The following is a 24646-nucleotide window of genomic DNA, read 5'->3' as shown; positions in this document are numbered from 1 at the left end:
ATCGCCGACGCGGTCCGTCAGCCGATGGCCCGGGTGACCTTGTCGATCGCCTCGGCGATGTCGTTCATGTCCGTGGCGTCGCCCAGGAGAGCGCTGTGGTGCGTCTGCACGCAGTGGGTCGCGATGTGATCGGTCACCGGGTACCGGCGTCCTCGGTGCAGGTCGGCGAACCGGTCGGCGAGCGGCTTGAGCGTCGGCTTGGTCCACGGCCGCAGCAGCGGGCTTCGGTGCAGGGGCGTGTCGGTGAGGTAGAAGCCGCGTCCGAGCTCGGCGGACAGCGCGGTCGCGATGTCCTGGTTGGTCACGCCCCGGGGCAGGTCATCGAAGATGAAGGTCGCCTCGTAGATCGCCAGGCGTGTCTGCTCGGGCGCCGGAGTCAGCAACCGCACTCCGTCGATGCTGGCCAGCAGGCCCGCCAGCAGGCGGAAGTTGCGTTCACGCCGGTCGTGCTCCTCCTCCAGGACCTCGATCTGCGCGCACAGGACGGCGGCGTTGAACTCGCTCATGCAGAAGTTCGCGCCATGGATGCCGGCCGTCTCCGCGAGCTCCAACTCGTCCGGCCCGGCGGGTTCTGGGCGGTAGCTGCGCGAGTCGGCGCGCAGTTCCTCCAGCGCGACCGCGAGGGCGCCGTCGTCGGTGACGACGGCGCCGCCCTCGCCACCGGTCAGCACCTTGCGGTCCTGGAAGCTGAAGCAGCCCAGGCGGCCCATCGAGCCGGCGCCGCGCCCCTCCCACCGGCCGCCGTGCGCCTGCGCGGCGTCCTCGATCACGACCATGTCGCGTGCGGCGGCGGCCTTCACCAGCGCGGGCACGTCCGCCATGACGTTCGCCCAGTGCACCACGACGGCCGCGCGTGCCGGGACATCGGTGTCCAGATGCTCGGCCGTCATGCAGCCGGTGGCCGGGTCGACGTCCACCAGCAGCGGCAGCAGCCCGGCGCGCAGCGCCGCCGACGCCGAGGCGATCCAGGTCAGGGCGGGCACCAGGACGACGTCGCCGTGGTCCAGCCGCAGCGACTCCAGCGCGATCACCAGCGCGCTGGAACCGTGGTCGACCGGAACGCAATACCGGGAGCCGGTGTAGGCGGCGAAGGCTCGGCCGAACCGGCGCTCGAACAACTCCGGTCCCTGCGGGCCGCTGATCGCCCAGCGGCCGGCGCCCAGAACCTCGCGCAGATTGCGGTCGGCGTTGGGCGCCGGGACGGGCCACTCCGGCCAGCGCCGTCGCGGCGAGCGCACCGGCGTGCCGCCGTTGACGGCCAGTTCCGGCAGAGGCCGGGACCGGCGGGCACCGGACACCCGAGGCGGTTGCGTCATGGCTCAGAGACTGGACAGCGCACATACGCGCCCCCTACATGCGGCCTACGGTCACGCCCAGGCGTCCCGGCCAGGCGTCACGCTCTGGTGTCGCGGCCGGGGATGTGACAGCACCGCCTGGAACGGCCATGCCGTCTCGACCCATTCGGTGACCGCATGGTGGACCGGTGCGTCCAGGACGGCCAGATCGGCACGCACCCACGTGCGGACCTCACAGTCGTGCTCGTCGTCGGCCGCGGGGTAGAGGTAGACGCAACCAATGACGTCGTCGCTTCCGGACGGCATGACGGCGTAGGTGAAACCGACTCGGGCGGCGAAATGCCGGATGTGGCGGCGCACCGACTGCATGTTCTCCTCCAGCGACATGCCCTCGGACGGGGGCCATGTCGTGCCGGCGAAGCCCGCGGTGGCCTGAACGAAGGGGATGTTGGACATCCAAGCCTCGTGGTCGCCCTCGTTGTGCCGTTCGCTCAGCGCCTCCAAGCGGAACACGGGTGTGCGCCACTCGGTCGGCACGTCGAAGTCGTCGGGCACGAGACTTCGGGCCAGCGATCGCCAGCCCGGAAAAAGAGGCATCGTCTCGGCGTCCTTCCCGCGCGAGTCCACCCTGTCTGTACGGGTGGTGTATGGCATCTGCTTACGATCGGAAATCTCCGTGGGCGCGGAGCTCCAATGGAACCGCAGCAGAAAGGTCGATCACGACGATGCGCGTTGCACTGGACCTCTCGCATTCTAGGGTATGGACCGCCGATCCGAAACGGAGAACCGGCGGACATTCCACTCGCGAGTACACCGAACTGGGCTACGTCGCGCACCTACCCGAGATCTTCGACGGTTTCGCCGAGCGCACGCAGATCATCGACCGGCCGTGGACGGCGGAGACGCTCGCTCGAACCGACGTACTTCTCATGCCCACCGGCGGCCGCGAAGCCGACCGGCCGGTGACGGCAGAGGAGTCCGCATTGCTCGCGAATTTCCTCGACGGCGGAGGCGGAATCCTCGCCTTCGGCGACGGCGATCGTCCTCCAACGCAACCAAGCGAGTCACTGACCTCGGCAGTGGCCCGTTTCTCCTTTGGAGGCATCTTCGTCTCCCAGCAGCGTCCAACCGCCGAGCATCTGCTGACCTACGACGTCACCTGCGCCGCCGTTCCAGGCCACCCGATCATGGGCGGAATCGACACCGTCCACCTTCACCGGGCCCGTCCGATCAAAGCGGACATGACCGCATTGCTCAGCCACGCCGGGCACACCGTCGCCGGTGCGGCCACCCGGGGCGACGGCCGGATCGTCGTCGTCAGCAATGCCGACATGTTCACGCTTCCGTTCCTGGGACGCCGCGACAACCTGCTGTTCCTACTGAACGCGATCTCATGGCTGGCCACCGGACAGGTCGAGGCGTCGGTCGGCGAGCGGCATGCCGAAAAGGTCCGCGGCCAGGCGTTCGCCACACGTTCCTTCGATCCCGAACCCTGTCTGGCGCGCGCGTCCGGCCCGCACGTCATCGACGCCTCGGCCCTCCGCGCGGAACTGGACCCGATCACCGCCACGGAGCTACCAGACTCCAATGAGGACGACGACGCCTTCATCGCAGCGGCCGAACTGTGTTTCCATGAACTTCCCAGGTCGATCAGGCACACGGTCGGCACATTCCGCGAACGGTCCAACGACTACGGGATTCTCCTCGTCTCCGGCCTGCCTCTGGGGGCGTCCCTGCCGCCGACTCCTGTGGATCCACATGCACGTCCGCACCGCAAGCGGTGGCTCAGCGAACTGTGGCTGGCGGCCTTCGCTTCAGCGCTCGGATCACCGTTCACCTATCTGCAGGAACAGTCCGGCTCCCTGTTCCAGAACGTCGTCCCGACACCCGAGAACGCCAACAAGATATCCTCTGAAAGCTCCTCTATCCTGCTCGGCTTCCACACCGAAATGGGCTTTCACCCCTACCCGCCCGACTACCTTCTCCTGCTGTGCCTGCGACCCGATCACGACAACGAGGCGAAGACCATCACCGCTGGCGTCCGCATGATTCTCTCCCGGTTGACGCTTTGCGAGCGCGCCATTCTCTTCGAGCCGCTGTACCGTCCCGGGATCGACTACTCGTTCGGCAGCCCGAACGCCACGGAAGGAAACGGGCCGGCGGTGCCCATCCTGTACGGCGACCCGCACGATCCCTTCCTGAACTTCGACCTCGACCTGATGGTCGGCCTCACCGAGGAGGCCGAGGCCGCGGTGCAGGCCCTGCGGACCGCGGCCAACCAGGTCAGACGCTGGGTCCGGCTGTCCACCGGTGACCTGCTGGTGATCGACAACCGCCGTGCCGTGCATGCGCGCTCGGAGTTCACCGCCCGATACGACGGCCAGGACCGCTGGCTCCAGCGCATGTGCGTGACGCGCGACCTCGCCGCGTCCGCGGCCGAGCGGGCGGGCGGCGGGCGGACCGTCGAGACGACGTTCGCGTTCTGAGCCGAGGCCGCCCTCAGACGTCCTTGTGCATGATCGCGTTAGTGGGGCGGAGCATTCCGACCCGCGTGAATCCCTCCGCCTCGAACATCGACACCGTGCCGAAATGACCGTAGTCGGACCAGGTCCCAGGGCCCCATCGGTCCTTCGTCGCGAGATCGAGGGGATAGCCCTCGACCAGCCCGCCTCCGGCGTCGCCGATCGCGGCGAGCACGGCGCGCAGCGCGGTCGCCGCGACACCGCGCCGCCGGTACTTCTTGGCGACGACGAAGCAGGTGACACGCCAGTCCTCGGCTGGCACGCCGTCCAGCGGCGGCTTGGCGAACCTGCCGCGGCGGCCGTCCATCAGCGGAAGCTCGTCCTTCCGGCCGTACTGGCACCATCCGATCGGGGCCCCGCCGTCGTAGACGAGCACACCGTGGGACCGGCCCTGGCACACCAGCTCCCGCTTGTCCCGATGGTTCACGACGCTGCGCTCGGCCCGGGTGCGGTGCAGAGACCCCGGCAGCGGCTTGTCGCGCTGGAAGGCCATGCACCAGCAGAAGTCCCAGCCGTTGCCCTGAGAGAACAGCGTCTCGAAGTCCGGCCACGTCTGCGTCGTCAGCTCCCTGGTGGTAAGCGACAGCGGTTCGGCCTTCATCTCGTCCCCTCCACTCCGGCTCTGCACCACCAGGATCGCCGCGGGACGCCCGCGGCGCCAGAACCGTCGGGCCCTACATCCCGGTGTCGGCCGAGCCGTCGACGAACCGGACCCCCGGGGCGCGACCGGCCGTCCCGCACAAGACGGCCGCCGTCCACAGCGGGTTCGCCACCGCGCCCCGCAGTGTCTTCGCACGCGTCACCAGCCCCAGGTGCAGCCTGTCCAGACCCTGCTCGGACGCATACTCGATCGCCCGGTAGATCATGAGGTTGAAGTACTCGAACGAGTCCCGCAGCCGCTCGTGATCGAGCCCGACGGCATGCAGGTAGAGCATGTCGCGCCACACGAAGTCGACGGCGCAGGCGACCAGCGCGCCGCGCTCGTCCCGGCAGGTGAGCACCACGGCACGAGGGCCGACCGCCCTGGCCTCCCAGCGGAAGATCCGCCGCAGCAGGAAGTCGGGCACCGTGTCGCCGTGGCGCCGGTTCACCTCGCTCACCAGACGCGCGACCTCCGGGACGCAGCCCGCCAGCGGCTCGACGCCGGAACGCCAACCGGCCTTTGCATACCGGTCGCGCTCCTGGCGCGCGTAGTACCGCCGCTTCTTCGGCAGCCGCTCGACATAGGCGTCCACGCCCACGCTCGCGCCGCTGACGATCGCCTCGGCGTCATCCCGCGCGGCGACCACCCACGCCGCTCGCCGGATTCGCTGCACCTGCGCGGCCGGCAGATAGGGCAAGACGATTCCGTGCAGGCCCTCGCCCTCGGCCACCGCCAGCGCGGCCTGCAGCAGCACCCGGACCGTCTGCTCACCCACGTCCGCTCGCAGATCGTCGGCCAAGAGCACACCACCACGATTGCACAGCCGGGAGCCCGCGACCAAATGGTCGCCTTCAATGCCCAACAGCGTCCGGAAGCGCTGATTCTGATAAAACGTGCCGCCCTCATACAGCAATCGATAAATCGGCAAGGCACCTATCAGCCGATCACCTGCCAGCGCCAGCACGTACCGGACCCTAGCGACACGATCACGCTCGATGGAAGCCAACCACTCGTGAGACATGTAAAAGTCGTCGGCCCCGGCCAGCGCATTCCAACACTCCGCCTCGACCTCGCCAATTCCACCGACCACGCGAACACGTGGCGCGCATACGTCCGCTGACTCGGAGCACGGCCGCCAATCGCTTCGCTCGGTGGCCGGACCGCCATCGGAACGCTGGCCTCCCATGCCCGCCACACTGACCGCCCGCGGTACACCACGGCTACAGCCATAGCCAGGGCGACCCGAGGTACATCCACCAGCCGCCCCGGCGAACACTGCGCAGAGATCAAGACCGGCACCGAGGGAGGCATGTGGGATCACCCGCAGGAGACATACCGCGGTGAGGATCTGCCAAGCCGGGCGGCGGTCATGAGCGCGGAGGGCAGGGCGAGTAGCGGGATCTCCTCCTACACTCCTGCGGCCAAGGCCTGGGCGACGAACAGGCCCGGGTTGTGCAGGCCCGTCGCGCTAACCCGCTCTGCTTGGTCGGTCACGGCCGACCCCAGTTGGGTGAGCCAATCGCTCAGAAGCCTTGCAGCCGTGTGCAACCACCGAGAGTTCCGGCGGCGCGAGGCCTCGATGCCGTATGGCGAGGCACTCGCGCATAGGTGTGTGCGCGCCTCGGCGAGGTGCACCGGCTCGTCTAGCCGAGGCAGTGTAAGCCTGCCGCCTGCCAAATCAAGATGCTTTTCTGCAGCCAGAGGATCGCGGTTCTGAGATCGCCTGATGCAGTCAAGAGGCATGCACCTGGCTTAAAGCGGATCACGCCAGCACGGGCGGCGTCATCGTCACGACCGAAGACGCGACGGCGTTGTGTCTGTTAGGCGGAGACAGTTGGTGGTGGGTCGCGGCGTTCGTCGTCGACCACGGCCTTCTGTAGTTGATTGAGGGCCGCCTCGGGGTCGCGGAACAGGCTGGGGTTCCTCTCCCAGTAGGCGAGTTCGAGCTGTGTCAGGTTTCGCACCACAAGGACTTCGTCGACCTTCACGGTGAGGATCGAGACGACCTGCACCACCGCACGCGGGATCTGGCCGAGCACGACCACGAGCCGAGCCACGGGGCCTCTCCTTGGCTGGCGTCGATCTCGGCCTCAACGGCCGGGCTGAGGCCGAACGTGCCGAAACGGCGACACCGGGACGCATCGCCCACCTGGCCCGAGGTGTCAAGACGATGACCAGCGGAGGTTGACCGTCGGACTCTTCGCACGGGCGTCCGCATCCGAGCCTCGGGTTGGACGCGGACACAGGTGCGCCGTCTCAAGCCAATCGGTTGGCCGAGAGACGTCCAGCCCCGGTCAGGGCGTGGTTGTCGGGGGTATGTCGGCGCGTTGGCCAGGGTACCTGGAACTAGCGGTTAAGCGGGGTTGGAGACGGGGTCGACGACAGGTCTGCGACAGCCGAGCAAACATCGAGCAGACACGAGGACATGCCGGACGAAATCCGGGATCTTGGCAGTGGTAAGACTGCAGGTCAGGGGTGGCGCGCCCGGCAGGATTCGAACCCGCGACCGTCGGATTAGAAGTCCGAAGCGCTCCAGCCGGTCAGTATCCCCGCCGACCTGCGCACACTCCCGAGCGTCCACCCACCGGGAGCAAGATCATTCCGCGCATACTCCGGATCTTGCTCGTGGCCGCGTCCTGCCGTCGTGGGCCCTGCCTCGACGTGCCCCACAGGTAGATTGGACACCATGACCGCCCAGCCCGAGGAACCGACCGCGCCGCGTGATCCTGGTGAGGACCCGGCCGCGATCTTCGATGCGCTCCCACCCTCGCATCGTGACCAGTTCCGGGCCGAGTATGACGAGGCGCTCGACGCGGCTCACGACCTGGCGCGCTTCAAGCAGGTTCAAACCCTGCTGCGGCAATGGCGTCTGCGGGCCATCGCCTACGCCCGTCCCGGCTACGACGAAGCTGTCCAGGACGCCCTACAGGGCCGTGAAGAGAGCTTCGTGCGCTACACCCCGCCGGGCTGGGAAGGCCGGGTGTGACCTACCGCTTCGACGGCTTCCATGGACGCGCACTCTACGAACTGAACGGCCTTCCCGAAGACGTCCGCAACGGCCCACTCCTCGAACGCCTCCTCCAGCTCCTGGAAGCCCCATGGGACGCGGTACCGGAACGGCCAGAGCAAACAGCAGTCCGGCACGCCTTCTTCGGATCCAACAGCGAAGGCATGCTGACGCTCCTGGTGGACGAAGAGGCCGAGACGCTCCGCATCATCGACATCCTCTGGACGGGCTAGCGGCGTAGCCGCTGTTCTCCCTTCCTCGCCCTCTACACGCGTGAGCTGCTGACCAGTTCGCGAGGTTGGCAATCTCCGCGCAGCGCATCCCGTAACGGACGAGCGGACCCTGTCCGGAGGGTGCTCCCGCGCGAACGGCGCGCAACCCCGAGACAGACAGGTTCGCGCGGGAGTGCCCTCCGGGTCGCCGGGGTCAAGGGGGCTGCGAAGCCCCCTTGTTCGAGCTCGCGCAACCACCCCCCGTGCTGATCCTGGCGACTGTCGCAATGCTCAACCAGGGGACATGCCCTGGTGCTGGTTGATGACGGGGCTCTTGCGCGACGGACGAGGTTCGGGCTTGGGCGGCGGTGCGACCCCGAGCGGAGCGGGCGGCCGGGCAGAAGGGCCAGCCACGCAGCGATGCGCGGCCCGGCGCGGCCGTCCGGTGACCGGCGCCCACGCCGCACGCTCCGGGCGGCCAGGCGCGGGGCCGCGCCAGCGGCCTGAGCGCCGCCGCCCCTTGATCCCAAACAGCCCAATTCGGCAGCGGGTTCGATCCGAAACAAGATCAGGGTTGTCCTGGAGTGTCTCCACAACTCTCCTGGCCAGCACCACACTCCCGTACCAACGGCGAGACGATACGACAGATCACTCGGAGAGCGCACGTTTTGACCTGCGGGAGACATGCTCGAAGCAGGTCCGCTTGACCGTCTTTGGCCACTCACGATGACATGTCAAGGACGACGATCTTGAATCGCCCTAACCTACACCGTGATTCCACGAGTAGAAGCAGTGATGCAAGGCTAATTTCGCCTGGTCAATAAGAAATTGATCATATAGGGCGTCAGTGCGAAGGGGGCACGGCGACACGGTTGACCTGAGGCAGCATGAAGCTGCGGTATTCGTTCATTAGTTCGAACTGCAGGTCTCTCTGTTTGCACCCTGGCGAAGTCCGGCGCATACTATCCCCCTACGTTGTAGTGGACCGCGATCGAGGGAGGTCGCGGGGGAGGGGGAAACGTGACCTCAGACGCAAGATTGCGCATTTCGCTGGCTAGCGGTGAATTTGAAGTCGAGGGGTCCGAAGCGTTCATCGCTCAGTACAAGGACACGGTAAGGCAAATGCTGGAGAAGCTTCCCGAATCGATGTTGCAAAGCTTTGTGTCTGCAGACAACTCGATTCAGACCGGTGCGAATGTCGCCTCTGATGATCAGGGTACCCGCGCCGAGGCGGAGCTGCCTGAGTTCGGAGAGGCCATTCATCGCCTCCCTCGTGGGGCTAGCGGAACAGATCAGATTCTTATCGCTGGCTTCTACGTCTCAAAACGAAGCGCCAACAGTACTTTTTCTACAGCCGACGCCAACAAGCTGTTGATTGACCAGGGAATAAAGATCTCCAATCCCTCTCAATCGCTCAAGAATAACCTCGCTGCAAAGAGGGTATTCAAGGACGGGAAGGCGTATAAACTGTCCCGTGAAGGTATTGAAAAAGTTAGCAGTCTCCTTGGTCTACCTCGATGACCGCTGGCCTTGCAGAAATTGAGCAGAGCTTTCAACAGGCTGGAGTGCCTCCGGAACTTAGCAGGGAACTTCTAGCGGCTTTCTCTGAGGCGAAGCAACGTTTCTATCGGTCGGATCTGCGGCCAAACATGATCGAGGGCGGCCGGTTCACTGAAGTAGTATTTCGTATACTCCAGTGGACTAGTTCAGGATCATACGTCCCCATGGGCAAAACGCTGCCTAGTGTGGATCGTATGATGACAATGCTTGAAAACAGCCCTAGCAACGATAGTGTTCGGCTTCATATCCCCCGAACGCTACGCTTAATCTATGATATGAGAAATAAGCGTGATGCTGCCCATTTGGCAGACGGTATAGACCCAAATCTGCAGGATGCAACGCTCGTTGTGCACAATATGGAGTGGGTTCTAGCTGAACTCGTCCGACTCTTTCATAAGGTCTCACCCGATGAGGCGCATAGAATAATTACGGACCTCATCAATAAAGAGGTGCCAGTAATTCAGATGTTCAATGGCGTACCGAGGATCCTTCGTGATCTCCGGGCATCTGACTTCTGTTTGGCACTTCTCTATTGGCGTGGAGCGACAGGTGCTACTGTCGATGAGTTGAGCCTATGGATTCGCCCCTCCATGCGAACGAATCTCCGCCGAACTCTTAAGGGGCTTGACCGAAAAGACCTTATCCATCTGGACCGAGAGCGGTGGTTTATTACACTGCTCGGTGAGGATGCGGTCGTCTCTGCTCGGCTGTTGGATCCTGAGTAGAGATCGGGGCCCTGCCGCTTACCTCGCCAACTTTGACGAGTGACCCATTGCCTTGAAGAGGCAGCCTAGGATGGCGGTCCTTCACGGTACGGCGGAACCGGACTAAGGAAGCCGCGCGCCCAACCGCATTGACTGGCTGCGGCCCCGCCTGGCGAGTGCCCTTGAAAGCGTGGGGATCCTGCTTGTCGATCCGGGGTTTCATGTTTGGCTGGGTGGGGTCGAGTTGGGGGCCTGGTCGTAGGGTGGCGGGCATGATCCGGGCTGTTGTGTTTGATGTGGGTGAGTGTCTGGTTGATGAGTCTCGGGAGTATGGGACGTGGGCTGACTGGTTGGGGGTGCCTCGGCATACGTTCTCGGCGATGTTCGGGGCGGTGATTGCTCGGGGGCTGGACTACCGGGAGACGTTCCAGGTGTTCGCGCCGGGGTTTGACCTGACGGGGCAGCGTGAGGAGCGGGTGAGGGCTGGGCGGCCTGAGACGTTCGGGGAAGAGGACTTGTACCCGGACGCGCGTCCGGCGCTGGCCAAGCTTCGGGGTGATGGGCTGTGGGTGGGGATCGCGGGGAATCAGACGGTGCGGGCCGGGGGCATCTTGCGGTCGTTGGAGCTGCCGTGCGACATGGTCGCGACGTCGGATGACTGGGGTGTGTCCAAGCCTGATCCGGGGTTCTTCCGGTGTGTGGTGGAGGCTGCGCCGTGTGATGCCGGGGAAGTGCTGTACGTGGGTGACCGGCTGGACAACGACATCATGCCCGCGGCTGAGGTGGGGTTGCAGACGGCGCTGATCCGGCGGGGGCCGTGGGGGATCATCCAGCAGGACGACCCGGAAGCCGACCGTGTTCCGACGATGCGGATTGATTCTCTGGCCGAGCTTCCGGGCCGGGTCGCTGAGTTCAACGCTGCAGGGCGCTGAGGGTGGTCTGCCATCCGTACAGGCGGTCGTCCAGGCGGCGGACGTGGTCGGTGTCGGCCCATGGCTGCAGGGCGCGGCGGACGTCGTGGATGCGGTCCATGCCGGTGGCGTACCAAGTGACGGCGAGTTGGTCTAGGGCCTGCTCGGCGTAGGAGCATGCGGCCTCGGGGTTGTTCTGGGCGACTTCGACGGCGGCCAGGTCGCCGAGGATGACAGTGCGCTGTTTGGCGTTGGTGTCGCCGATCGCCTCCAGGACGCCGAGGAGGGTGGCCTTGGCCTGGGCGGGCTGACCGGCTTTGAGCTGGGTGTCTCCCTTAAATGAGGCCAGGCTGATCGGCGAGAACCAGTTGAACCAGTCGGGGGCCGGCTGGCCGGTGCTCTCGGTGAGCATGCGCTCGGCGTGGTCGATGAGGCGTAGAGCTTGGCGGGGGTGGCCGCATCGGGTTTCGCATTCGGCTTCGACGGCGTCCAGCCATGCTTGGAACTCGGCGGGTGCGGTGCCGCGTCGGGCGTAGGTGCGGGCGGCGCGCATGCGTTCGGTGGCTTCGTCGCGTCGGCCGTCCCATCCGGGGATGAATGCGGCGTGGGCGAGGATTGCGGCGCCCAACAGCGGGTCGTCGGCTTCTCCGGCCGCTTGGAGCGCGCGGACATAGGAGGCGTCGGCGTCTTCGGGCTGGCGTAGGTCGAAGAACTCGATGCGGCCGACCAGGAGCAGGGACTCGGCGAGTGCGGTGGCGAGGATGGTCCGCGGGACGCCGGTGGTCTCGGCGAGGAGATGCGTGCCTAGCTTGGTGTGCTCGACCACGGCGGGGTGGAGCTGGGCGGGCTGGACGGAGAAGTACAGGCGGCGCAATGCGCCGTTGATGGCGGCGAAGTCGGCTCCGACCGTGGGCGGCTGGACGGCGGCGTTGGCCTTGGGGAGTGGAAGCGTGGCACCGGTGCCCTGGCCGGTGACGGCGGGAGCAGGGGTGATCGGCCGTGAAGGGGCGGAAGCGTCGGCTGTCTCCCAGGGCGGGGTGAAGCCCAGTTCCTCGATGGGCAGTTTCAGGATGTGGACCAAGAGGCGCTGGTGGTCGGCGCGGGGCCACGGCGGGGAGGCTGATTCCCACCGTCGTATCTGGCGGGCGCTGATCTGGATGTTGCCCAAGCCCAGCAAGGGGGCCGTCGCCGTCATGGCGTCGGCAAGTGCCTGCTGAGATGCGTATCCGGCGTGCTGGCGGGCTGCCTTTAGCCGTGTGTTGCCTGCTGGGCGCGGCATCGTCGTTCCCTCCGCTGTGAGTCCGCTTTGAGTCCGACTCTAGCTCGCATATGGGCCCTGACTAGACACTGTGACCCGTCTAACGCATGCGTACGTCCTTTAAGAGTCCTATTCAAGTCCCTTGCAGGACCTTCTATAGGACGTTGCATGGCGGGAGCCTTGGCGTCATGCGAGACAAGCAGGCGGACAGCGGGTGTGAGCACTGCGGCGGCCGCGGGTGGTCCTGGGTGTCGTCCCGGGTCGATCTGCTGGTGATGCGGCGTGGTTCTGCTCGTCGTGGTCCGGAGCGGCGGCGGGAGCGGTGCGCCGAGTGCCAAGGGATCGATCCGGCTGCTGTCGCGTGACAGGGCTGCGGGTCCGGCGGCGTGGAGTGGGGGGACCGGGTTTGGTTGCTCGCCCCCAGGAGCGACCGGACGGTACCGGTTGAGGCTTCGTGTCGCCGGGCCCGCTTCTATCCAGGGCTAAGGCGCGGACGTGCGAATGCTGCCGTTTCGTGCCGCTGGGAGGCTGACGGCAGATGATCTTTCTGGCCGTTGAAGGTGCGAGTGCCAAGCGGGCCCGTGATCACGTTGGTCAGATCGCGGCCGGGTGGCCGGTCGATCTCGATGACGTTCGGGTCGTGGCGTCGGAGTTGGCAACCAATGCGATCCGGCATGCCAAGACCGAGGTGATCGGGGTGCGCGCCTATTCGGTGGGCGGTGTGTACGCGGTGGAGGTGTGGGACGCCGACGCCGCGAACCTGCCCGTCCTGACCGAGCAGACCGCCGTTGGCGACGGGGGCCGGGGTATCGCGGTCATCGCGGAGTTGGCCGCACACGTCGGGGTGTGGTGTGGGCCGGAGGGCGGGAAGGTCGTCTACGCCGAATGGACCGCCTCATGAGCCCTGATGCTGTGACGGTCGACGCCTGGTATCAGCTCGCCGTGTTGCGCACATACGGCCCCTGGCTCTCGGCGAAGCTCCCCGTCCCGGACGAGGAACGCAAGCAGGCGACCGACCGCGTCCAGCACGCCCGGTTGGTTCTGTCCATCCATGACGAGCAATCCCCCCAACTCCCCCCGCCACCGGTGGTGGCGTTCAACCAGAGGAAAACCCCCTGATGCCCAATGTGCGAGTCGACGGCTGGGATTTCGGGCCCGGTCAGCTTCTTTCCCCCGGCGAGGTGGCCGACATGTTTCGGGTCGGTCCTGCGACCGTGGCGCGCTGGGCCGATGAGGGACGGCTTTCCTGCGTCCGGACCCTGGGCGGAATACGACGGTTCAGCCGTGAGCAGATCGAGCACTTCATGAACAACCCCGACAGCTTGGCCCCGACCGCCCCGCATGCGGGGCCCAGCGGTCTTGACGGGGAGACGTCGTGATCGTCGATGGGTGGGATTTCGGTTCCGGGCAGTTGATGCGTCCGCATGAGGTGGCCGAGGTGTTTCGTGTGCACGTCCGGACGGTTTCGCGGTGGGCGTTGGTCGGGAACTTGTCGTGCGTTCGCACGCCGGGCGATGAGCGCCGGTTCTCCCGTGAGCAGGTCGAGTACGTCAAGAACGGTGGTGCGTGGGGCCCGCGCAAGGTGGGCGCACGGCGGACCGTACGGCCAGAGCGCGTGGACGGGGGTGTGTGATGGGCAGTGAGATGCAGGACCAGCTTGATTTGCTGGCGGCGTGGTCCGATGGTGTGAACAAGCTGGCCGGTCGCGGTGGGTTGGAGCGGCTTGGGTTGCTGGAGGTGGCGATGGCGCTGGAGTCGCTGGCCCAGGTGATCGAAGACGTGGCGGACGTGACCAAGTTCCTCAAGGGCAGGGCTTCGGACGTCCAGCGGCACGCCCGGCAGGAGGCCCCGCTTCACCCGCCGGAATGGGTGGCCGAGTTGGATGCTGCACTCTTGGACGTGAGCGTGGGGCATGAGGTGTTGTTGGCGGCGTTCCATCTGGTCTCGCGTGGTTGTCTCGGCGTCCTGCAAGTGGCCAGCGGCTAGGCGTGAGGGTGTAGAACTGCCTGGTCGTGGACTGGGGGTGGGCGTGACATTGCCGGGGACGTCTGGTTTGCTTGTGTAACTCGTGTTGTCGAGCTGTTAGCAGGTCCTCATGTCGGATGACGCCATGTACGCCCCGAAGTACGTCCGGATCATCGAGACGTTGCGTCGCCGGATCGAGGACGGAACCTACCCTGTCGGCTCGCAGATCCCCTCGGAGACGGCGCTCGGGCGGGAGTTCGGGGCCGCGCGCCCGACCGTGGTCCGCGCGTTGAACGAGATGCAGTTGCTCGGCGAACTCCAGCGCGAGCACGGACGCGGCACGTTCGTGAAAGCTCGCCCGTCCTCGCGGGCCTCTGACAGCAACCGGCCCGGATTGGCCGTGCTGGATCGTCAGGAGACCGGGGCATCGGTGCGGGTGCTGGAGACCGGGCGTCGCCCCGCCCCCAATCAGGTCGCGTTGCTGTTGGGGCTGGCGGAGTCCGCGCCGATTCACCTGCGGCGCTATGTCGGGTTGTATGACTCGATCGCCAGTGAGCTGGTGTCGTTGTGGGCGCCGCTGGATGTCGCACGTACGGCCGGGCTCGACCAAGAGGGGCCGTTGACGGTCCCGGTCCGCGAACTGCTGGCCGCTGCGGGCAAGGAGCGGCTGTCTCGCGTGCGCGAGCGGCTGCGGGCTCGCCGGGCGACCGAGGAGGAGCGCGCGGCGCTGGAGTTGGGCGAGGGTGAGCCGGTGTTGTCGGTGCTGGGCTCGGTGGAGGACTCGTCCGGGCGGACCGTCCTAGTCGTGGAGGTCACACTTCCGGGGTCGCTGCACGTCCTGGAAGACAGCTACACCTTGTGACACAGATCACTCGATAAGTCGACTTACACCCCTAGCGATTCGTTCCGAGCGAGGTACATTCCTTGTACGGCAACTCGATAAGACGAGTTGTCGCTCACAGGATCAAGCAAACAGGAGTGATCGTCATGGCAGTGCAGGGTCCGTTCAAGGTCGCGTTCGGGGATGTGTTCCCGTTCGGGGCGTTCATCAAGGGCGGCGTCGAGCCGGTGCGGGACTTCGACCGGTCGACCCGCGAGAACTTCGTCCAGGCCCGCGACAAGGAGTCGGGCGAACTGGTCTGGGCGGTGGAGGTGCTGGACGCCGACCCGGCGGCCAAGGGCACGTTCAAGGTCAAGCTGACCGCGCCCGTCCAGCCGATCATGCCCGAAGCCCCGACCGGGTTTCCGTTCGTGCCGGTGGAGTTCGACGGGCTGAGTGTGACGCCGTACGTCAACAGCCAGAACAACCGCCTCGCCTACTCGCTCAAGGCGGCGGCGATGCGCCCGGCCAACCACAAACCGCAAGGCCGCCCGGCGGGCAAGGACACGGCCGCCAAGGACGCGGCCTGACCCGAGAAAGGTGGGGCGGCTGGAGCTGGTACCTCCGGCCGCCCCGATCTCTCCCTGTGAACAGCGCAAAGAAGAGGTGCACCAATCATGGCATGGGAGTTCCGCAAGCTCGGCCCCGGTGAGAACGTCGCGGTCGAAGCCCAACGTGACCCGTTCGCGGCCCCCAAGTGGGCGCCGCCGGTGTGGCACATGCCCGAAGGGCTCGTGCTCATCGTCAACCTCGTCCGCGCGGCCGTGCGGACGCTCGTCTTCCTGATCCGCAACATCGTCCCCGTCTCCGTCGCGTCCGCGCTGGCCTGGCTGGGCTACCGGTTCGGCTGGACCGTCCCCGTCCTGCTCCTGGTCCTCGTCGCCGTGGGCCTGTCCGTGTGGGCGGTGGCGGACCGTCCGTCCGCAGTCCGGTGGGTGGTCCGCCCGGCCCGGTCCTGGTGGCGGCGGGTGTCGGTGTACCGGCGCGACTGGCAACCCGTCCTCGTCACGGCCGGACTTACCAAGGTCCACAAGGGACGCGAATACCTGCCCTCCCTCGTCCGCGTCCGCTGCGGACCAACGTCCGATCGCGTCCTGGTCCGCATGCTCAAGGGCCAGGCTCCCGACGCATGGGAAAAGGTCTCGGTGAATCTGGCGCATGGGTTCGGGGCGTCGTTGGTGCGGGTGCGGGACGGGGACCGTCCGGGCCGGATCTGGCTGGAGTTCGTCCGCCGCGATGCCCTCGCCGAACCGATTCCCGCCCTGCCCATCCTTGACCCGGCCGACGTCGACCTGTCCGGCCTGCTGATCGGACGCCAGGAGGACGGGTCGCCGTGGCGGCTGCGGCTGCTGGGAACCCACGTCCTCATCGCGGGCGCGACCGGGGCCGGAAAGGGGTCGGTCATCTGGTCCACCATCCGCGCGGTACTGCCGCTCATGCTCGGCGGGCTGGTGGAGGTCTGGGCCATCGACCCCAAACGCATGGAGTTGTCGTTCGGGCGGGCGCTGTTCGAGCGGTACGGCCGTTACAGCGACGACCCCAAGGGCGGCATGGTCGAGCTTCTCGAAGCGGCGGCCCAGGACATGAACGCGCGGGCCGAACGGTTCGCCGGACTCACCCGGTCGTTCACACCCACGCATGAGTTCCCGTTCCGGGTCATCGTGGTGGATGAGCTGGCGTTCCTGACCGCCTACTGCCCCGAACGCGACCTACGGCGGCGCGCCGAATCAGCCCTTGCCGTCCTCACCTCGCAAGGCAGGTCGGTTGGGTACTGCGTGATCGGTGCGCAGCAGGACGCGCGCAAGGAGGTCAACAACCTGCGCAACCTGTTCCCTGACCGGATCGCCCTGCGCCTGGACGAAGACGAACAGGTCGACATGGTCCTGGGAGACGGCGCGCGGGACCGCGGAGCGCTGGCCGATCAGATCTCCTCGCTCCCCGAGGTGGGCGCGGGGGTGGGGTTCGTCCGGCTGGAGACCTCCCCGGATCCGGTGCGGGTGCGCGCCGCCTACGTCTCTGATCACGACATTCGCGCCATGGTCGCGTTCGCCCTGCCCGACGTCGATGTCGAGGGGGCGGCGTGAGGCAACCCATCCTCGACGAACCCCAGACCGACAAGGACGGTTCCGAATCCGGACCCGTGGTCAAGACACTGCCGCCGCTGGCGCGCGGGGTGCTGGAAGCGGTCGCGGTCGAACACGGCGTCTGCATCCGCCCCATCCCCATGCGCCGAGTGGACCTGACCACCGGAACCGGCGACATCGTCTACGTCCCGTGCGGCCACACGCTCGCCTCGGTGTGTCCCTCGTGCGCCGAACGCAAGCGCAAACTCCGCGCCGTGCAGTGTGCCCAGGGCTGGCACCTCACCCAGGAACCCGTCATCACCCGCGCCGACCCGGACGTCGAACAACGCGCGTGGATGGAACTGCGGGCGCACGCGGCGGCGGCCCGTGACCAGGCGAGCGAGAACGGGACGTCGGACGGGGAGGGAACGGAGTTCTGGGACGCCGTTGTCCGCGACCTCGATCACGAGATCGAACGCTCTGGCGTGCGTTGCGGGCTCAAGACCGGTGATGAGGGCAGGGGCCGGCGGACCCGATCGACTCGACGCAGGCAGGATGCGCCGGACTTGCCTCGCCGTCCGGTCGACTCCCGCACGGTCGGCAAGGTGTTCCGGGGTAAGGACGGGCAGACGTTCCGGCCCTCGCTGTTCCTCACGCTGACCCTGGACTCTTACGGGCGGGTGCGCTCGGACGGAACCCCGGTCGACCCGGCCACCTACGACTACACGCGGGCCGCGAGGGACGCCCTGCACTTCTCCAAGCTCGTAGACCGGTTCGTGCAGAACCTACGCCGGTTCGTCGGCTACGACGTCCAATACTTCGCCACCGTCGAACCCCAACGCCGATTGGCTCCCCACCTGCATATGGCCATCCGGGGTACGATCTCCCGCGCTGAACTGCGCCAGGTGGTGGCGGCGACCTATCACCAGGTGTGGTGGCCCTCGACTGACCGTGTGGTGTTCTCCGGGGATCACCTCCCGGTCTGGGACGACGCGGCCGGGCCTGGGGGCGGCTACCTCGACCCGGCGACCGGCGAGGTACTGCCCACCTGGGATGAAGCACTGGATACCCTCGGCACGGAGGAGGACGCCGAGCCGTTGCACGTGGCGCGGTTCGGGCGGCAGATCGACGCGCAAGGCGTCCTGACCGACTCCCCGCACTCCCGCAAGCTGATCGGCTACCTCACCAAGTACCTGGTCAAAGGCGTGGCCGAATGCCACCAGGCGCAAACTGACGCGCAACGCGAACACGTCGACCGGATGGCCGAAGCCCTCCGCTACGAACCTTGCTCACCTACGTGCGCGAACTGGCTGCGGTATGGCGTGCAGCCCAAGAACCCGCGCAAGGGGATGGCGCCTGGGTTCTGCAAAGGCAAAGCACACCGTCGCGAACACCTCGGCTACGGCGGACGCCGGGTCCTGGTGTCCCGCAAATGGTCCGGTAAGACGCTGGCCGATCACAAGGCGGACCGGAAGGCGTGGGTCCTGGCACGGCTGGCTGAGGCCGGAATACCCGTCGCCAACCCCGCCGACCCGAAAGCCGTGCACATCTGGGAACGCGCTGGGCCGGGTGACCCGGACGTGAAGCCGACCGATCAACGGCTCCTGCTCCTCATCAACGAACGCATCCAACGGCGCCGCCAGCTCGACGCCGCGACCCACAACACCACTCCGGAACTTTCGGCAACTCGGGAGGCAGCGTGAGAGGCAAGCGGGACGAGCTTCTAACCGTCGACCAGGTTCTAGAGGAACTCGGCGGGATCTCTCGGCGGACCTTCTATCGGTGGCGGGAGATTGGTCGGGCTCCGGCTGGAATCAAGCTTCCCAACGGGGAGATTCGCATCTACCGAAGTGACCTCGACGCGTGGCTCTGGTCGCTGCGGGAGGCCGCATGAACACGTCCTACAAGGTCAAGCTCTGGGAGCTTCGGCCGAACAAAGCCGGGCCGAGGTCGAGTAAGCCGGGCAAGGTCATCTCCTACACCGCGCGTTGGACGGTCGGCGGCCGTGAGAAGTCCCGGACGTTCGAACGGTCGTCGCAGGCAAAGAGCTTCCTGTCTGACCTGCGGCAGGCTTCGAAGGACGGTGAGGCGTTCGATATGGACACGGGCCTTCCGGTGTCCATGCTCAAAGCGGCGACCTCTCGGACCTGGCTGCAATTCGCGCGCGCATACGTCGAAGCGCGATGGCCACACGCGGCGGCCAAGTCGCGTGAGGGACTCACCGACACCATGACGGCGGTGACGCTCGTGTTCGTCAAGGACATGCCGGGGCGGCCGGACGCTGCGCTTCTGCGGGTCTTGCTTCGGCAACACGTCTTCGTCCCGGAGGCTCGCCGTCCCCCGATGCAGCCTGACCTCGGTGCGGCGCTGCGGTGGCTGGAGGCGGCATCCATGCCGATTGCGGAGGTGAACGAACCGCGGTTGGCGCGGGCCGCGCTGGAGGCTCTCGCGCTCCAGCTCGACGGAAAGCCCGCGGCTTCCTCGACCTTCCGGCGCAAGCGGGCGGTGTTCAAGCATGCGCTCGGCTACGCGGTCGAAGCCGGGGACTTCGCGGCGAATCCGCTCGATCGGGTGAAGTGGCGTCCGCCGAAGCAGAACGGGGCGGTTGATCGTCGCGTCGTCGTGAACCCGGCGCAGGCCCGTGAGCTGCTGACGGCGGTGTCCTATGTCGGCCGGTCGCGTGGCCCTCGTCTGCGGGCGATGTTCGCGTGCATGTACTTCGCTGGCCTTCGTCCGGCTGAGGCCGCGGGGCTGCGCCGTCAGGACTGCGAACTTCCGGCGACCGGCTGGGGGCTGATCACGGTCAAGAAGACCCGTCCTCAGACCAACAAGCGGTACACCGACTCGGGGGAGACCTTCGACGATCGGGGCCTCAAGCATCGGGAGGACGACACCGTCCGGCCGGTCCCGATCCCGCCTGAGCTGGTGGCGATCCTCCGGGAGCACCTCGACGCCTTCGGAACGGCTGAGGACGGGCGGCTGTTCGTCACCAGTAGCGGCCGGTCGTTCTCCGGGTCGGCGTACGCGCAAGTCTGGAAGCAGGCTCGCGCCCTGGCCCTCATGCCCGATCAGGTCGAGTCCCCGTTGGCGGCGCGGCCGTACGACCTGCGGCATGCGGCGGTGTCGCTCTGGCTGAACGCTGGCGTCCATGCGCCCGAAGCGGCCGAACGCGCCGGGCACGGCGTCGATGTGATGTTGCGTGTTTACGCTAAGTGCATAGACGGGCAGCGGGATGTCGCCAACCAGCGCATAGAGGACGCGCTAGCAGCATGATCGACAACCGCCGTGGAGAGGCTCCGGATCGTTCCGGGGCCTCTCTTCGCGTCTGGGCTGACCTGCGCAAACGTGCCCCAAGTCATTCCGCGTATATTCCGGGAACGGTACCGTGGGGCTGCCTTCGGTGGCATCTGGCTGCATCCGGCGCAACCGCCCGCGACGGGCGTTCGTGCAGGTCAGAGCAAGGTTTTGCTGTTCATGGGGGCGCGCCCGGCAGGATTCGAACCCGCGACCGTCGGATTAGAAGTCCGATGCTCTATCCAGCTGAGCTACGGGCGCTCGGCGCCCGGCGGGACGCCGGGACACAGTGTAAGGGGGCGGGTCCTCCGGCTCCACACCTATAACGCCACTACCACGGGTGAACGGGCGTGGGTGGTGGGTTCGGAGGCTTATCTTGGGGTGCTGTGGTGGTGAACATTGAGGTGCCGCTCTCCGATGGGGGTGTTTCGGAGGGTGTGGTGCGGGTCGGGGACACGGTGCGCAGGCCGTTGCGGGCGCACAGTCCGGCCGTGCACGGGTTGTTGCGGCATCTGGAGTCGGTGGGGTTCGACGGGGCGCCGCGGGTGCTGGGCGTGGACGGACGGGGACGCGAGGTTCTGAGCTGGGTGCCGGGGGAGGCGCCGTGCAGGCCGCTGCCCGGGTACGCGGTCTCGGAGGACGCGCTGCGTGGCGTCGGGCGGTTGTTGAGGGGCTACCACGAGGCCGTGGCCTCGTACGAGGCTCCGGACGGCGCGCCGTGGGACGGGGAGACCTCGAACCTCGACGGGGAGTTCGAGGTCATCGGGCATTGTGATGTCACGTTCGAGAACGTCGTGTTCCGGGACGGGGTTCCGGCGGCGTTGATTGATTTCGATCTGGCGCGGCCGACCACCCGGTTGTTCGATGTCGTCACGGCGCTGCGGCATTGGGGGCCCATCGCCGATCCGGCCGATCGGGACGCGCTGTTGTACCGCGCCGACGTCGGGCACAGGCTGCGGCTTTTCTGCGATGCCTACGGGCTTGAGCGGGAACGGCGGCGGGAGGTGCTTCCGGCGGCTCGGGTGAGGTTCGAGAGGTCCTATCGGGCGATGCGGAACCGGGCCCGGGGCGGTGGCGGATGGGGGCGGATGTGGCCGGTCGCCGGGCAGCGGATACGGCGGGCGCAGGATTGGCTTGAGCGGAACTGGGATGAACTCGATGCGCGTCTCTGCTGAGGGGCTTGTGCTCGGGGTGGCGCTGGACGCGCTGCTCGGCGATCCGAAGAGGTGGCATCCCGTCGCCGGATTCGGACGGGTCGCGTCGAGGGCGGAAGGCTTTCTTTATGGGGATTCTCGGTGGCGCGGGGCCGTTTTCGCCGGGGTGCTCGTGGGCGGCGCGGGAGTGGTCGGAGTCGGGTTGCAGCGGGTGGGGCGCGGGAATGTCCTCGTGACGGCGGCGTGTACGTGGGCCGTTCTCGGTGGGACGTCATTGGGGCGCGAGGGCCTCATCATGGCCCGCATGCTGGAGCGCGGAGACGTTGACGCGGCTCGCGGGCGGCTTTCCCATTTGTGCGCCCGCGACCCCGAGGGGCTGGACGCGAAAGAGTTGGCCCGGGCGGTCGTCGAGTCGGTGGCGGAGAACACGAGCGACGCGGCCGTCGCTCCGTTGGTATGGGGTGCGGTCGGCGGCATTCCCGGGCTGCTGATGTACCGGGCCGTCAACACGCTGGACGCGATGGTCGGCTACCGGAATCCGCGGTACGAGCGATTCGGGTGGGCCGCCGCGAAACTCGACGATGTCGCCAACTGGGTTCCGGCCCGCGCGACCGGTGCGCTGGTCTCGCTTTGTTCGGGAGGCGAGGCTTGGAGGGTGTTCCGGCGGGACGGCGGGAAGCATCCCAGTCCCAATGCCGGACGGTGCGAGGCCGCCTTCGCCGGGGCGCTCGGAGTTCGGCTCGGTGGAGAGAACGAATATGGGGGACGCGCTGAGCGCCGTCCCGAAATGGGGGACGGTCGGGCGCCCGAAGTCCGCGACATCAGGCGGGCCGTGGGGCTTTCCGCGGCGGTGACGTTCGCGACGGCGGCCATTGTCTGGGCGCTGCGGTGACCGGGTACCCGGGGCTGCTGGTCGCGGGGACGACGTCCGACGCGGGCAAGAGCGTCGTCACGGCGGGGCTGTGCCGGTGGCTGGCGCGCAGGGGCGTGAAGGTCGCGCCGTTCAAGGCCCAGAACATGTCGCTGAATTCGATGGTGACGAGCGACGGCGCGGAGATAGGACGCGCGCAGTACATGCAGGCGCAGGCGGCGATGGTCGAGCCGAAGGCGGCGATGAATCCGGTGCTGCTCAAGCCGGGCAGTGACCGGCGCAGCCAGGTCGTCGTCCTTGGGCGTCCGGTGGCGGAGGTCGACGCGCTCGCCTATGGGGAGCACAAGGAATGGCTGAGGGGCGTCGTCCGGGATAGCCTCGTGGAACTCCGCGCCGAATACGACGTCGTGATCTGCGAAGGGGCGGGAAGCCCGGCCGAGATCAATCTGCGCGCGGGCGACATCGTGAACATGGGCCTCGCCCGCGACGCGGGCCTTCCCGTGATCGTGGTCGGCGACATCGACCGGGGCGGTGTCTTCGCGTCGCTGTTCGGCACGGTCGCCCTTCTCGAACCCGAGGACCAGGCGCTCATCGCGGGATTCGTCATCAACAAGTTCCGCGGCGCCCGGGAACTGCTCGAACCGGGCCTTGACCAGCTCAAAGCCCTCACCGGACGTCCGACTCTCGGCGTGCTGCCCTGGAGACTCGGCCTTTATCTCGACTCCGAGGACACCCTCGCGTTGGACGCGCCGCGTCCCGACGCGCGAGGCCCGGTCGGGCGGGAGACACTGCGCATCGCGGTCGTCCGGTTTCCGCGGATATCCAATTTCACCGACCTGGACGCCCTCGCCTGCGAACCGGGAGTCGTCGTCCGGTACGCGGCCAGTGCGGGGGATCTGGCGGAGGCCGATCTGGTCGTCCTTCCGGGGACGCGGGCCACCGTGAGCGATCTCGCCTGGCTCCGCGAACGCGGAATGGCGGACGAGATCGCCAGGCGCGCCCGCGAAGGACGTCCCGTGCTCGGCGTCTGCGGCGGCTACCAGATGCTCGCGGACGAAATCGTCGACCACGTCGAGTCGGGAGCCGGACGGATCGACGGCCTCGGCCTCCTCCCCGCCGAAGTGGAATTCGGGGAAGAGAAGATCCTCGGCCGCCCGCACGGGAGCGCCTACGGCGAGGACGTCCACGCCTACGAGATTCACCACGGCGTCGTGACCGCGCGCGGAGAGCCGTTCCTCGACGGATGCCGGAAAGGCGCGGTCTGGGGCACGACCTGGCACGGCGCAATGGAGAACGACGGTTTCCGCCGCGCCTTCCTCCAGGACGTGGCCCAAGAAAGCGGGCGCCATTTCACGCCCGCGTCCGATGTGTCGTTCGCGGCCATCAGGGAGGCGACCCTCGACGCGCTCGGCGACCTCGTCGAAGAGAATCTGGACGTCGACGCCGTCTGGCGGATCATCCGGGAAGGCGCGCCGGACGGCCTGCCCGTCGTCCCACCTGCCGGGCCGCCCCGACCGGTAGGGTGATCCATTCGAGAACCGGCCGCAAATGGCGAGCAACAGGCGAGCAACAGGCAGGCGTCAGGAGGAGCGTCCCGTGACCGAGCCGCGGTCCAGGCTGATCGTCCCGCTGATGAAGGCGCGCGTCCCGGCCGAGGTCCAGTTGGAGTTCCCGCTGCCCCCGGACGAGGAGCCGGTCCGCGACCCGTTCGCCGCCGGGCTCTACGTCACCTACGCGGTGGAGATCGCCGACGAGGGCGTCCCGTCCGGACGGCGGCACGAGCACATCGCGCGGCGGCACTGCGCCGACCTCGGCGTGCCGCCCGAGGAACTGCGCCGCAACGCGGTGGCCAACCTCCGCGACCTGCGCCCCGACCTCGGCCTGAGCTGGGATCCCGAGGTGCGCGCCGTGACGGTCACCCTTGCCCCGGGCGGGGCGGGGCAGCTGCGCGGGCGCGGCACGCTGGAATCCGGCCTCCTGCTGGACGAGGGCTTCATGGAGAAGCTCGCCCAGGACGTCGAGGGCGACCTCGTCGTCGCGGTCCCCGCGCGGGACATGTTCATCGCGTCCGGTACCGGCCATCCTGACGGCGTCGACCGGCTCCGCCGCACCGTCGCCCGCGTGTGGACGGCCGACCGGGGCGAGGACGCCGACCCCGCCTGGGACGTGCCCGCGGGCACCCTCCTCGCCCACGACCTGCTGGTCCGCCGCGCCGGGAGCTGGGACGTCCTGCCGTAGCCCGAACCCTGAGGTCCGCCCGACCAAGTGAGCCATGTCGTGATCCGGGGTGTTCGCGAAAATTCAGTG

At 67.3% G+C, this 24646-nt stretch carries 26 protein-coding genes and 1 tRNA gene; 20 read left to right on the top strand and 7 right to left on the bottom strand.

Going from position 1 to position 24646, the window contains the following annotated elements:
- Positions 1-17: 17 nt before the first annotated feature.
- Together FXF68_RS00980 and FXF68_RS00975 are read right to left on the bottom strand one after the other, a co-directional pair.
- On the bottom strand, positions 18-1316 hold the full coding sequence (locus FXF68_RS00980; protein ID WP_148756923.1) for a DegT/DnrJ/EryC1/StrS family aminotransferase: 1299 nt from the start codon (positions 1314-1316) through the stop codon (positions 18-20).
- A 51-nt stretch (positions 1317-1367) separates the two neighbouring features.
- Positions 1368-1892 (bottom strand): GNAT family N-acetyltransferase, encoded by a 525-nt coding sequence (locus FXF68_RS00975; RefSeq protein WP_148756922.1) that lies wholly within the window; start codon positions 1890-1892, stop codon positions 1368-1370.
- Positions 1893-2020: 128 nt separating this feature from the next.
- On the opposite strand from FXF68_RS00975, the gene FXF68_RS00970 reads away from it, so the two are divergent.
- Positions 2021-3781 (top strand): TauD/TfdA family dioxygenase, encoded by a 1761-nt coding sequence (locus FXF68_RS00970; protein ID WP_187437641.1) that lies wholly within the window; start codon positions 2021-2023, stop codon positions 3779-3781.
- Between the two features lie 13 nt (positions 3782-3794).
- Here the strand turns inward: FXF68_RS00970 and FXF68_RS00965 are convergent, their stop codons facing one another.
- From FXF68_RS00965 to FXF68_RS00955, 3 genes are all read right to left on the bottom strand, one after another.
- Positions 3795-4418, bottom strand: coding sequence for a GNAT family N-acetyltransferase (locus FXF68_RS00965; protein WP_148756920.1), 624 nt, complete (start codon positions 4416-4418; stop codon positions 3795-3797).
- 73 nt (positions 4419-4491) lie between these two features.
- Positions 4492-5646: a GNAT family N-acetyltransferase gene (locus FXF68_RS00960; protein ID WP_148756919.1), complete on the bottom strand. Its 1155-nt coding sequence runs from the start codon at positions 5644-5646 to the stop codon at positions 4492-4494.
- Between the two features lie 634 nt (positions 5647-6280).
- Entirely contained in the window at positions 6281-6517 is a 237-nt protein-coding gene (locus tag FXF68_RS00955) for a hypothetical protein (RefSeq protein WP_148756918.1), read from the bottom strand.
- Between the two features lie 629 nt (positions 6518-7146).
- On the opposite strand from FXF68_RS00955, the gene FXF68_RS00950 reads away from it, so the two are divergent.
- The 4 genes from FXF68_RS00950 to FXF68_RS00935 all read left to right on the top strand — a co-directional run bounded on the left by FXF68_RS00950 (position 7147) and on the right by FXF68_RS00935 (position 10875).
- Positions 7147-7446, top strand: a complete 300-nt coding sequence (locus tag FXF68_RS00950) for a DUF6247 family protein (RefSeq protein WP_148756917.1) — start codon at positions 7147-7149, stop codon at positions 7444-7446.
- Positions 7443-7700 carry a hypothetical protein gene (locus FXF68_RS00945; RefSeq protein WP_148756916.1) on the top strand — a complete coding sequence of 86 codons (258 nt, stop codon included), beginning with the start codon at positions 7443-7445 and terminating at the stop codon, positions 7698-7700. Before FXF68_RS00950 ends, FXF68_RS00945 begins: the two co-directional genes overlap by 4 nt.
- A 999-nt stretch (positions 7701-8699) precedes the next feature.
- Entirely contained in the window at positions 8700-9200 is a 501-nt protein-coding gene (locus FXF68_RS00940; protein WP_148756915.1) for a hypothetical protein, read from the top strand.
- A 1015-nt stretch (positions 9201-10215) separates the two neighbouring features.
- The gene (locus FXF68_RS00935) at positions 10216-10875 is read left to right on the top strand and encodes an HAD family hydrolase (RefSeq protein WP_148756914.1); all 660 of its coding nucleotides are present in this window, start codon (positions 10216-10218) and stop codon (positions 10873-10875) included.
- On the opposite strand, the gene FXF68_RS00930 is transcribed toward FXF68_RS00935, so the two are convergent.
- Positions 10856-12133 (bottom strand): NsdA family TPR-like regulatory protein, encoded by a 1278-nt coding sequence (locus tag FXF68_RS00930; RefSeq protein ID WP_148756913.1) that lies wholly within the window; start codon positions 12131-12133, stop codon positions 10856-10858. The two genes, FXF68_RS00935 and FXF68_RS00930, sit on opposite strands and share 20 nt — an antisense overlap.
- A gap of 517 nt (positions 12134-12650) precedes the next feature.
- On the opposite strand from FXF68_RS00930, the gene FXF68_RS00925 reads away from it, so the two are divergent.
- The 11 genes from FXF68_RS00925 to FXF68_RS00875 all read left to right on the top strand — a co-directional run bounded on the left by FXF68_RS00925 (position 12651) and on the right by FXF68_RS00875 (position 20293).
- On the top strand, positions 12651-13013 hold the full coding sequence (locus FXF68_RS00925; protein WP_148756912.1) for an ATP-binding protein: 363 nt from the start codon (positions 12651-12653) through the stop codon (positions 13011-13013).
- Positions 13010-13231, top strand: a complete 222-nt coding sequence (locus tag FXF68_RS00920) for a hypothetical protein (RefSeq protein ID WP_148756911.1) — start codon at positions 13010-13012, stop codon at positions 13229-13231. The genes FXF68_RS00925 and FXF68_RS00920 overlap by 4 nt, the downstream gene beginning before the upstream one ends.
- Positions 13231-13491: a helix-turn-helix domain-containing protein gene (locus FXF68_RS00915; RefSeq protein ID WP_148756910.1), complete on the top strand. Its 261-nt coding sequence runs from the start codon at positions 13231-13233 to the stop codon at positions 13489-13491. The genes FXF68_RS00920 and FXF68_RS00915 overlap by 1 nt, the downstream gene beginning before the upstream one ends.
- Positions 13492-13526: 35 nt before the next feature.
- The gene (locus FXF68_RS00910; protein WP_148758127.1) at positions 13527-13745 is read left to right on the top strand and encodes an excisionase family DNA-binding protein; all 219 of its coding nucleotides are present in this window, start codon (positions 13527-13529) and stop codon (positions 13743-13745) included.
- Positions 13745-14098, top strand: a complete 354-nt coding sequence (locus tag FXF68_RS00905) for a hypothetical protein (protein ID WP_148756909.1) — start codon at positions 13745-13747, stop codon at positions 14096-14098. The genes FXF68_RS00910 and FXF68_RS00905 overlap by 1 nt, the downstream gene beginning before the upstream one ends.
- 109 nt (positions 14099-14207) lie before the next feature.
- Positions 14208-14939 (top strand): GntR family transcriptional regulator, encoded by a 732-nt coding sequence (locus FXF68_RS00900; RefSeq protein ID WP_148756908.1) that lies wholly within the window; start codon positions 14208-14210, stop codon positions 14937-14939.
- A 125-nt stretch (positions 14940-15064) separates the two neighbouring features.
- Positions 15065-15487: a plasmid replication, integration and excision activator gene (locus FXF68_RS00895; protein WP_148756907.1), complete on the top strand. Its 423-nt coding sequence runs from the start codon at positions 15065-15067 to the stop codon at positions 15485-15487.
- An 87-nt stretch (positions 15488-15574) separates the two neighbouring features.
- Positions 15575-17041: an FtsK/SpoIIIE domain-containing protein gene (locus FXF68_RS00890; protein WP_246178127.1), complete on the top strand. Its 1467-nt coding sequence runs from the start codon at positions 15575-15577 to the stop codon at positions 17039-17041.
- Between the two features lie 56 nt (positions 17042-17097).
- Positions 17098-18723, top strand: coding sequence for a replication initiator (locus FXF68_RS00885; protein ID WP_148758125.1), 1626 nt, complete (start codon positions 17098-17100; stop codon positions 18721-18723).
- Entirely contained in the window at positions 18720-18914 is a 195-nt protein-coding gene (locus tag FXF68_RS00880; RefSeq protein ID WP_067899665.1) for a helix-turn-helix transcriptional regulator, read from the top strand. Before FXF68_RS00885 ends, FXF68_RS00880 begins: the two co-directional genes overlap by 4 nt.
- Positions 18911-20293, top strand: a complete 1383-nt coding sequence (locus tag FXF68_RS00875; RefSeq protein ID WP_148756906.1) for a tyrosine-type recombinase/integrase — start codon at positions 18911-18913, stop codon at positions 20291-20293. The genes FXF68_RS00880 and FXF68_RS00875 overlap by 4 nt, the downstream gene beginning before the upstream one ends.
- Positions 20294-20501: 208 nt before the next feature.
- On the opposite strand, the gene FXF68_RS00870 is transcribed toward FXF68_RS00875, so the two are convergent.
- Positions 20502-20575: transfer RNA gene (locus FXF68_RS00870), tRNA-Arg, on the bottom strand.
- A gap of 179 nt (positions 20576-20754) precedes the next feature.
- On the opposite strand from FXF68_RS00870, the gene FXF68_RS00865 reads away from it, so the two are divergent.
- The 4 genes from FXF68_RS00865 (at position 20755) to FXF68_RS00850 (ending at position 24577) form a co-directional block, all read left to right on the top strand.
- Entirely contained in the window at positions 20755-21489 is a 735-nt protein-coding gene (locus FXF68_RS00865; protein WP_246178123.1) for a phosphotransferase, read from the top strand.
- Positions 21473-22360 (top strand): cobalamin biosynthesis protein, encoded by an 888-nt coding sequence (locus FXF68_RS00860; RefSeq protein WP_148756905.1) that lies wholly within the window; start codon positions 21473-21475, stop codon positions 22358-22360. The genes FXF68_RS00865 and FXF68_RS00860 overlap by 17 nt, the downstream gene beginning before the upstream one ends.
- Positions 22357-23865 (top strand): cobyric acid synthase, encoded by a 1509-nt coding sequence (locus FXF68_RS00855; protein WP_148756904.1) that lies wholly within the window; start codon positions 22357-22359, stop codon positions 23863-23865. Before FXF68_RS00860 ends, FXF68_RS00855 begins: the two co-directional genes overlap by 4 nt.
- Before the next feature lie 70 nt (positions 23866-23935).
- Entirely contained in the window at positions 23936-24577 is a 642-nt protein-coding gene (locus FXF68_RS00850) for a DUF1444 domain-containing protein (protein WP_148756903.1), read from the top strand.
- The last annotated feature ends 69 nt before the right edge of the window (positions 24578-24646 follow it).

The sequence above is a fragment of the Actinomadura decatromicini genome (genome assembly GCF_008121305.1).
Classification (GTDB): domain Bacteria; phylum Actinomycetota; class Actinomycetes; order Streptosporangiales; family Streptosporangiaceae; genus Spirillospora; species Spirillospora syzygii.
This window is presented reverse-complemented; position numbering and strand designations above follow the sequence as displayed.

What these genes read in the sequence shown, in the direction of transcription:
- FXF68_RS00980 (WP_148756923.1), bottom strand. Translation starts at nt 1,316, where the DNA reads ATGACGCAACCGCCTCGGGTGTCCGGTGCCCGCCGGTCCCGGCCTCTG.
- FXF68_RS00975 (WP_148756922.1), bottom strand. Translation starts at nt 1,892, where the DNA reads ATGCCTCTTTTTCCGGGCTGGCGATCGCTGGCCCGAAGTCTCGTGCCC.
- FXF68_RS00970 (WP_187437641.1), top strand. Translation starts at nt 2,021, where the DNA reads ATGCGCGTTGCACTGGACCTCTCGCATTCTAGGGTATGGACCGCCGAT.
- FXF68_RS00965 (WP_148756920.1), bottom strand. Translation starts at nt 4,418, where the DNA reads ATGAAGGCCGAACCGCTGTCGCTTACCACCAGGGAGCTGACGACGCAG.
- FXF68_RS00960 (WP_148756919.1), bottom strand. Translation starts at nt 5,646, where the DNA reads ATGGGAGGCCAGCGTTCCGATGGCGGTCCGGCCACCGAGCGAAGCGAT.
- FXF68_RS00950 (WP_148756917.1), top strand. Translation starts at nt 7,147, where the DNA reads ATGACCGCCCAGCCCGAGGAACCGACCGCGCCGCGTGATCCTGGTGAG.
- FXF68_RS00935 (WP_148756914.1), top strand. Translation starts at nt 10,216, where the DNA reads ATGATCCGGGCTGTTGTGTTTGATGTGGGTGAGTGTCTGGTTGATGAG.
- FXF68_RS00930 (WP_148756913.1), bottom strand. Translation starts at nt 12,133, where the DNA reads ATGCCGCGCCCAGCAGGCAACACACGGCTAAAGGCAGCCCGCCAGCAC.
- FXF68_RS00925 (WP_148756912.1), top strand. Translation starts at nt 12,651, where the DNA reads ATGATCTTTCTGGCCGTTGAAGGTGCGAGTGCCAAGCGGGCCCGTGAT.
- FXF68_RS00920 (WP_148756911.1), top strand. Translation starts at nt 13,010, where the DNA reads ATGAGCCCTGATGCTGTGACGGTCGACGCCTGGTATCAGCTCGCCGTG.
- FXF68_RS00915 (WP_148756910.1), top strand. Translation starts at nt 13,231, where the DNA reads ATGCCCAATGTGCGAGTCGACGGCTGGGATTTCGGGCCCGGTCAGCTT.
- FXF68_RS00910 (WP_148758127.1), top strand. Translation starts at nt 13,527, where the DNA reads ATGCGTCCGCATGAGGTGGCCGAGGTGTTTCGTGTGCACGTCCGGACG.
- FXF68_RS00905 (WP_148756909.1), top strand. Translation starts at nt 13,745, where the DNA reads ATGGGCAGTGAGATGCAGGACCAGCTTGATTTGCTGGCGGCGTGGTCC.
- FXF68_RS00900 (WP_148756908.1), top strand. Translation starts at nt 14,208, where the DNA reads ATGTCGGATGACGCCATGTACGCCCCGAAGTACGTCCGGATCATCGAG.
- FXF68_RS00895 (WP_148756907.1), top strand. Translation starts at nt 15,065, where the DNA reads ATGGCAGTGCAGGGTCCGTTCAAGGTCGCGTTCGGGGATGTGTTCCCG.
- FXF68_RS00890 (WP_246178127.1), top strand. Translation starts at nt 15,575, where the DNA reads ATGGCATGGGAGTTCCGCAAGCTCGGCCCCGGTGAGAACGTCGCGGTC.
- FXF68_RS00875 (WP_148756906.1), top strand. Translation starts at nt 18,911, where the DNA reads ATGAACACGTCCTACAAGGTCAAGCTCTGGGAGCTTCGGCCGAACAAA.
- FXF68_RS00860 (WP_148756905.1), top strand. Translation starts at nt 21,473, where the DNA reads ATGCGCGTCTCTGCTGAGGGGCTTGTGCTCGGGGTGGCGCTGGACGCG.